5 protein-coding genes and 1 pseudogene are annotated in these 7173 nt (G+C 72.2%); 2 read left to right on the top strand and 4 right to left on the bottom strand.

Annotation, left to right across the window (positions count from 1 at the left end):
- Positions 1 to 359, top strand: a pseudogene (locus RIM90_RS29580) (SAM-dependent methyltransferase); the annotation flags it as partial.
- A 118-nt stretch (positions 360 to 477) separates the two neighbouring features.
- Positions 478 to 2349, top strand: coding sequence for a rhamnogalacturonan lyase (locus RIM90_RS29575; protein ID WP_309063814.1), 1872 nt, complete (start codon positions 478 to 480; stop codon positions 2347 to 2349).
- Here RIM90_RS29575 and RIM90_RS29570 read toward each other — a convergent pair.
- The 4 genes from RIM90_RS29570 to RIM90_RS29555 form a co-directional block, all read right to left on the bottom strand.
- Positions 2339 to 3064 carry a peptidase E gene (locus RIM90_RS29570; protein ID WP_309063813.1) on the bottom strand — a complete coding sequence of 242 codons (726 nt, stop codon included), beginning with the start codon at positions 3062 to 3064 and terminating at the stop codon, positions 2339 to 2341. The genes RIM90_RS29575 and RIM90_RS29570 overlap by 11 nt on opposite strands.
- A complete protein-coding gene (locus tag RIM90_RS29565) occupies positions 3061 to 3630 on the bottom strand; it encodes an AAA family ATPase (RefSeq protein WP_309063812.1) in 570 nt (189 codons plus the stop codon). Before RIM90_RS29565 ends, RIM90_RS29570 begins: the two co-directional genes overlap by 4 nt.
- 53 nt (positions 3631 to 3683) lie before the next feature.
- Entirely contained in the window at positions 3684 to 6356 is a 2673-nt protein-coding gene (locus RIM90_RS29560; protein ID WP_309063811.1) for a cellulose binding domain-containing protein, read from the bottom strand.
- Positions 6357 to 6498: 142 nt separating this feature from the next.
- On the bottom strand, positions 6499 to 7173 hold a 675-nt coding region (locus RIM90_RS29555), incomplete at its 5' end, for a glycoside hydrolase family 48 protein (protein ID WP_309063810.1).

The following is a 7173-nucleotide window of genomic DNA, read 5'->3' as shown; positions in this document are numbered from 1 at the left end:
TCACCACCGTCGACAAGGGCGCCTCCCACAACGTCGGCAGCGACATCGACGCCGTCCTCGCCGCCCGCCCGCGCAGCCCGGTGCCCGACGCCGCCGCCGACGTCGAGGCCCACGCCGCCGAGCACGGCCTGCTCCCGGCCGGGCAGGCCCGCTTCCGGGGGCACGGGCAGGGCCGCAGCCCCCGCCGCACCATCGCCGACCTGCGCCGCGGCTGGTTCGTCACCCTGCCCCCCGGCGAACCGGCCGCCGAACGCTTCGCCGCCCGGCTGGCGCTCCTCCCCGACCAGGACCGCCCCCGCCCCGACCCCGTGTTCACCCTCAGGGCCTTCCGGAAGCCGCCGGTGCCCGGCAGCACGTGAGCCGCGCGGGAGCACGGCCCGCACGACGGCGGAATCCGCCGGGCGCCGGCGGCAACCCGTGCGCGGCCGGCGGCGACCAACAGGCGCAATCCATCCGTCCTCCCAGGAAGGCCCGCCCGTGAAGCACCCCCGCAGGCACCGCAGACGCCGTGTCCTCCTCCCCGCGGCGCTCGCCGTGGCGGCGCTGGCCGGTGCCGGTCTGACGGCGCTGCCCGGCGATCCCGCCGAGGCCGCCACCGCGCGGCAGGTCGAGAGGCTCGACCGGGGCGTCGTCAGCGTCCACACCGGCAGCGGCAACCTGGTCAGCTGGCGCTGGCTCGGCACCGACCCGGACGACGTCTCCTTCAACGTCTACCGGGCCGGAACCAAGGTCAACTCCAGTCCGGTCACCCGCTCCACCACCTTCTTCCACTCCGGCGCCCCCGCCCACGCCGACTACACGGTCCGCGCGGTCGTGAACGGCACCGAGCAGGGCGACTCGGCCCACGCCGTCCAGTTCCGCACCGGCTACAAGGACGTGCCCCTGTCCCCGCCCGCCGGCGGCACCACCCCCGACGGCGTCTCCTACACCTACGAGGCCAACGACGCCTCCGTCGGCGACCTCGACGGCGACGGCGCCCTCGACCTCGTCCTCAAGTGGCAGCCCACCAACGCCAAGGACAACTCCCAGTCCGGCTACACCGGCAACACGATCGTCGACGGCATCAAGCTCGACGGCACCCGGCTGTGGCGCGTCGACCTCGGCCGCAACATCCGCTCCGGCGCCCACTACACCCAGTTCCAGGTGTACGACTACGACGGCGACGGCAGGGCCGAGGTCGCCATGAAGACCGCCGACGGCACGAAGGACGGCACCGGCGCGGTGATCGGCAACTCCTCGGCCGACCACCGCAATTCCAGCGGCTACGTGCTCTCCGGGCCCGAGTACCTGACCATGTTCGACGGGCGGACCGGCAAGGCGATGGGCACCGTCGGCTACGTCCCGGCGCGCGGCAACGTCTCCTCCTGGGGCGACTCCTACGGCAACCGCGTCGACCGCTTCCTCGCCGGCACCGCCTACCTGGACGGTGCCCGCCCCTCCCTGATCATGGCCCGCGGCTACTACACCCGCACGGTGATCGCGGCCTGGGACTGGCGGAACGGCTCCTTCACCCGCCGCTGGACCTTCGACACCAACTCCTCCACCAACAGCGGCAAGGGCTACGACGGCCAGGGCTCCCACAGCCTCTCCGTCGGGGACGTCGACAACGACGGCCGGGACGAGATCGTCTACGGCTCGATGGCCGTCGACGACAACGGCAACGCCCTGTGGACCACGAAGACCGGCCACGGCGACGCCCAGCACCTCGGCGACCTCGACCCGTCGACCTCCGGCCTGGAGTACTACAAGGTCTCCGAGTCCACCGGCCAGCCCGCCGCCCTCTCCGTCGATCCCGCGAACGGCACGGTCCGCTGGAAGCTCGCCGCCTGCTGCGACAACGGCCGGGGCGTCGCCGCGGACATCTGGGCGGGCAACTCCGGCCCGGAGATGTGGTCCTCGTCCGACGGCTCCATCCGCGACAGGAGCGGCGCCCCCAAGGGCCGCAAGCCGTCCTCCGCCAACTTCCTCGCCTGGTGGGACGGCGACCCCGTGCGCGAACTCCTCGACGGCACCCGCATCGACAAGTACGGCACCTCCTCCGACACCCGCCTGCTGACCGGCTCCGGGGTCTCCTCCAACAACGGCACCAAGTCCACACCCGTCCTGTCCGGCGACATCCTCGGCGACTGGCGCGAGGAGGTCGTCTGGCGCACCGCCGACAACAAGGCGCTGCGCATCCACTCCACCCCGCACGACACGGACCTGAGGATCACGACCCTGCTGCACGACACCCTGTACCGCACGGCCCTGGCCTGGCAGAACACCGGTTACAACCAGCCCCCGCACACCGGCTTCTTCCTCGGCGCCGGCATGCCGACGGCGCCGAGGCCGACGGTGTTCACCCCCTGAGCGGTCGGCACGTCGACGCCCGCTCGGTGGCCTCGCCCTCCTCGCCCGCCCGTACCCGGTACAGGCGGGCGTCCGGCCTCCGGGCCACGGCCTCGGTGAGCCGCCCGTCCGTGAAGAGGGCGCCCACACCGTCCTCCAGCGCCCACCCGGCGGGCAGCGCGCCGCTCGCCACGGCCGCCCGGTAGGAGGCCCGTCGGCCGGGTTCGCTGTCGTAGTGCGGGCACACCGAACCGGGCAGCAGCCCCAGCCCGTCCCTCAGGTACGTCAGCGGACCGAAGGAGTCGGTGTGCGAGCCCTCGGCCCAGCAGTTGGCGCCGGCGCTGATCCCGCACAGCAGCGTCCCGCGGTCGTACGCCTCGCGCAGCAGCCGGTCGACGCCGTGGGTGCGCCAGACCGCCAGCAGGTTGGCGGTGTTGCCGCCGCCGACGTACACGACGTCCTGCGACAGCAGGAACGCGCGCAGGGCCGTGTCGTCGAGCTCACGGCGGAACAGCGGCAGGACGGACGGCTCGCAGTCGAGGGCCCGGAACGCGTTCAGGAACCGCTCGACGTACGCGGGGGCGTCTCCGCTGGCCGTGGGGACGAAGCACACCCTGGGGCGCGGCCCGCGGGCGTGGCCGAGCAGCCAGTCGTCCAGCAGGCCGTCGTCGTCGGTGGAGAAGCCGCCACCGAGGAGGGCCACACGGCGAGGCGGACGTGCGGGGGCCCTGGTCATCGGCCGGCCGCCGGGAGGGCGGGGCCCAGCGTCCGGCCGAGCTGCTCGAAGGCGGTGGGAAAGGGGCGCCGCGGCAGGAAGGCGCTGATCCGGCGGGCGCAGTCCGCGGCACCGGCCGTGGTCGTGTCGCACTCGATGTCGTACAGACCGTGCGCGTGGACCTGCTCGAACTGCCGGGCCGCGAGGCCCGCCGGGCGGTCGCCCCGCGCCCGCTCGCGCCGCTCCGCCTCCTCCAGCGAACACCGCACGCCGACCAGGACGACCTCCCGGGCGTCGAACAGCCCGAGACAGTCCAGCAGGCGCCACTCCTCGCTCAGCACGTGGTCCACCACCACGTTGTTCCCCGCCGCGGCCATACCGGCGACCGCCCGGTGGAACCCCATCCACGTGCGCCGCAGCACGTCGGGAAGCCGGTCGGGGTCGATCTCCCGGCGCGACCGCATCGCGTGGAAGGAGTCCACGGGCATGTGGAAGTACGGCTCGTCCAGGACGTTCAGCAGTTCCCTCGCGATGCTGGACTTCCCCGAACTGGACGTCCCGTTCAGGAAGATGATCCGCCCGTGCATCGGGGCTCCTTCGCTGTCGCCGGTGGGGTTCGATCATCCCCCACCGGCGATGCTCAGCGCACCGTGCAGGTCTGCTCGCCCAGCTTGAAGGCCGTCGGTTCCGTGTTCGTCGCCGACCGGCTCGCCGTGAAGCCGAAGCCGACCGACGAGCCCGCCGCCACGGTGCCGTTCCAGTCGGTGTTGCGCACGGTCACCGACGGACCCGACTGGGTGTGGGCCGCGTTCCAGAGCTGGGAGATCCTCTGCCCGTCCGCGAAGGACCAGTTCAGTGTCCAGCCGTTCCAGGCGTCGGTTCCCGTGTTCGTCACCCGGACCTCGGCCTGGAAGCCGTCGGACCACTGGTTGGTGATCGTGTACGTCACCGCGCAGGCGCCCGGGGGCTGCGGGTCCGGATCCGGCCCCGTGCCGCCGTCGCCGCCCCCGGTGTCCGAGGTGTCGCCGTAGACGACGCCGCGTCCGTTGGTCGCCACGTAGACCCGGCCGTACACCCGGGGGTCACCGGTGATCGCCGCGCCGGTCCAGCCCCACTGGTGGGCGTCGTCGTTGATGCGGGTCCAGCTCGCGCCGCGGTCCGTCGAGCGGAAGATGCCGCGCACGCCGTCGATCTTCGCGGAGGTGTACAGCGTCTGGTAGGAGGCGTTCGGCGCGGCCTTGCCGAAGCCGATCGTGTCGGCCTCGTCGACGTTGCTCAGCTTCGTGAACGTCTTCCCGCCGTCCGTCGAGTGCCACAGCCCGTACGCCCCGTCGGAGGCGCCGCCCGCCAGCCACACGTCGCCCTTCGTGCCGGGCAGTGCCTTGAAGCGGACGCTGTCGCCGCTCGGCAGGCCGGTCGCCGCGGACGCGGTGAACGTCGCACCGCCGTCCGTACTGACGTAGAACTTCCCGGACTTGAAGCCGTAGAAGACCTTCGGGTCGACGCGGTCCGACTCGACGACCGCCCCCTCCGGGATGCCCGTGGACGCCTTCCAGGAGGTGCCGAAGCCGGTCGTGTGGTGCACGCCGGTGCCCTTCGGGCTCCACACGAAGCCGCTGCCGTCGGCGGCCGCCGCGACCGTGCCGCCGCCGCTCACGCCCGACGGGTCGGTGCCGCCGAACCAGTTGGCGCCGTTGTCCGTGGAGAACGCGATGTGCGGGCCGGAGTCGAGGTCGCCGACGCGGACCACCGTGTTCGGGTCGGACTCGGCGAAGTCCAGGCTGGTCGTCGACGTGAAGTTCGGCCGGGTGTACATCATCGCCGGGACCTTCGTCAGGTCCGTGTGCCGGAAGCCGCCCAGGTCGAGCAGGCCGCTGAGCAGCGGCGCGCCCGACGGGGGAGAGGCGAGGTCGTTGACGGCCGTCTCCTCCAGGCCGCGCACCATGGGCGTGATGGTGAACTTCGAGCCGGTGTCCCAGTTCGTGAGGTTCTCGGTGCCGTAGACCGTCGCGCCCGTGCCGTACATCATCCGGTCGGAGTCGAACGGGTCGATCTCCAGCGCCTCGGTCATCCAGCCGAGTTTCGGGGTCTGTTCGGGCGGCGACGGGTTCGCGCCCCAGCTCAGCCACGGCGTGGACGAGACGTCCATGGTGTAGCGGTTCTCGCGGTTCGGGTACGACGTGTAGTCCCACGCCTTGGTCCAGGTCGCGCCGCTGTCCGTGGAGCGGAAGATCTGGGTGTCCGGCCACCAGGAGCTGTACGCCGTCGCCATCACCGTCCCCGGCTTCTGCCGGTCGACGGTCAGGCCGCTGAAGCCGAAGTAGGTGTCGGCCTCCGCCACGGGGCTGATGTCCGTCCAGGTGCCGGTGGCCGTCGCGTACCGGTACAGCCGGCCCTTGCCGCCGTCGTACGGACCGCCCGTGTCGCTGTACGCGAGATACAGATGGCCGTTCTTCGCGTCGAGGACGCCCTTGTGCGCGAGGTACCCGGTCGGCTGCCCGGCGAGCCGCTGCCAGGTCGCGCCGGCGTCGGTCGAGCGGTAGACCGCGTTCTCCTTGTCGGCGACGCCGACGTAGACCGTTTTCGTCGCGCTGCCGGAGCTGCCGGTGGACTCGTCGAAGGTGACCCAGACGATGCCCTGGTTGTCGGAGGCGTAACCGGAGGTGTCGCTCGGGTCCTGCGCGTAGTTGCCGGGGTTGGGGAAGCTCGTCACCTGCGACCAGGTGACGCCCGAGTCGGTCGACCGCCACAGCCCCTTGCCGCTGGGCGCGCCCAGGTACAGCACGCTGTTGCGGTTCGGGTCGACGGCCAGGCGCTCGCCCATGCCCCGGCCCGGCATGTTGCCGCCCAGCTTGAACGGCAGTGCGGCCTTCTTCCAGGTCGCGCCACGGTCGGCGGAGCGCATCACCGCGCCGTTCTTCGGATCCCAGTCGTTGGTGTACGTGCCGACGGCCGCGTACACCTTGTCGGGGTCCACGGGGTCCGAGGCGAGGCTCACCACGCCGGTGTGCCCCCAGTCGTCCCAGCCCACCGAGTCCAGCAGCGGGGTCCAGGTCTTCGTCGCCTCCTGCCAGCGGTAGGCGCCGCCGATGTCGGTGCGGGCGTAGGCCAGGTTCTTCTCGCTGCGGTTGAAGACGATGCCGGGGACGAACCCGCCGCCGTCGATACGGGCGTTCTTCCAGGTGTAGGTGTCGGCGGCGAGGGCGGTGCCGGCCGGCTCCGGGGCGTCACCGGCCGCGAGGGCGGGCGGGCCGCCCGCGAGCAGGCCGGCCGCCAGCGCGAGCACGACCGTGAGGGTGCGGGTTCTTCGCACGGTGCGTTCCTTCCTCGGGGTGGGGGAGGGGAGGGGCGGGGAGCGTGCGAGGGCCGGGCGGCCCCCCGTGCGCGAGGGGGCCGCCCGGCCGGGTGGCCCCGGCGTCAGGTACCGGGGCCGGTACGCGGAGTGCCGGCGGGGACTATTCGAGCAGCTCCGCGTACGCGCCCATGGCCAGGGCGATGTCCGCCTGGGCCCAGAACCGGTGGTACGTGAAGGTCGGGGCGGCCCCGCCCTTCAGGTAGGACTCGACCTTCGACCAGGCCGGGTCGCTCTTGTAGAAGGAGCGGATCGAGTCGAACGTGGACGACGAGTTGATCGCGTCACCGTTCGGCATGGTGCCCGTCCAGCCGCTCGGGATGTGGACCGGGTCGTCGAAGCGCTCGTAGTCGGCGCGGGTCTCCGGGACGGCGATGCCCAGGTCGGTCTGGTGGTTGGTCCACATGCCGTCGAGGAGCTTCTTCGCGGTGGCCGCGGCCTCGGTGTCACCGGAGCGGTCGGCGTAGTACGTCAGGGTCCTGGCGTACGCGCCGGCCACGCCGACGTCGTTCGTGTAGTCGACGACGGTGACGTGCAGGTTGCTGTTCGCGCCCGGATTGGTGGCGTTCCACGTGTCGGGCTTGCCCGACCAGCGGAGCGTCGACGGGACCCGGAAGGTGCCGTCCGGGTTGACCGTGGTCTCGGACAGCGCCCAGTCCACCCACTTGTCGAGGACCGACTTGGCGAGCGCGTTGCCGGTCTGCTGGTACAGCTCGGCGACCCGCTCCATCGACCACGCCTGGAAGCCGAACCACTGGTTCGACGGCGGGTCGTGGTA

The sequence above is a fragment of the Streptomyces sp. genome (assembly GCF_031181555.1).
Lineage (GTDB): Bacteria > Actinomycetota > Actinomycetes > Streptomycetales > Streptomycetaceae > Streptomyces > Streptomyces fimbriatus.
Note: the sequence above shows the minus strand (reverse complement) of the source record. Positions and strands in the feature narration are given on the sequence as shown.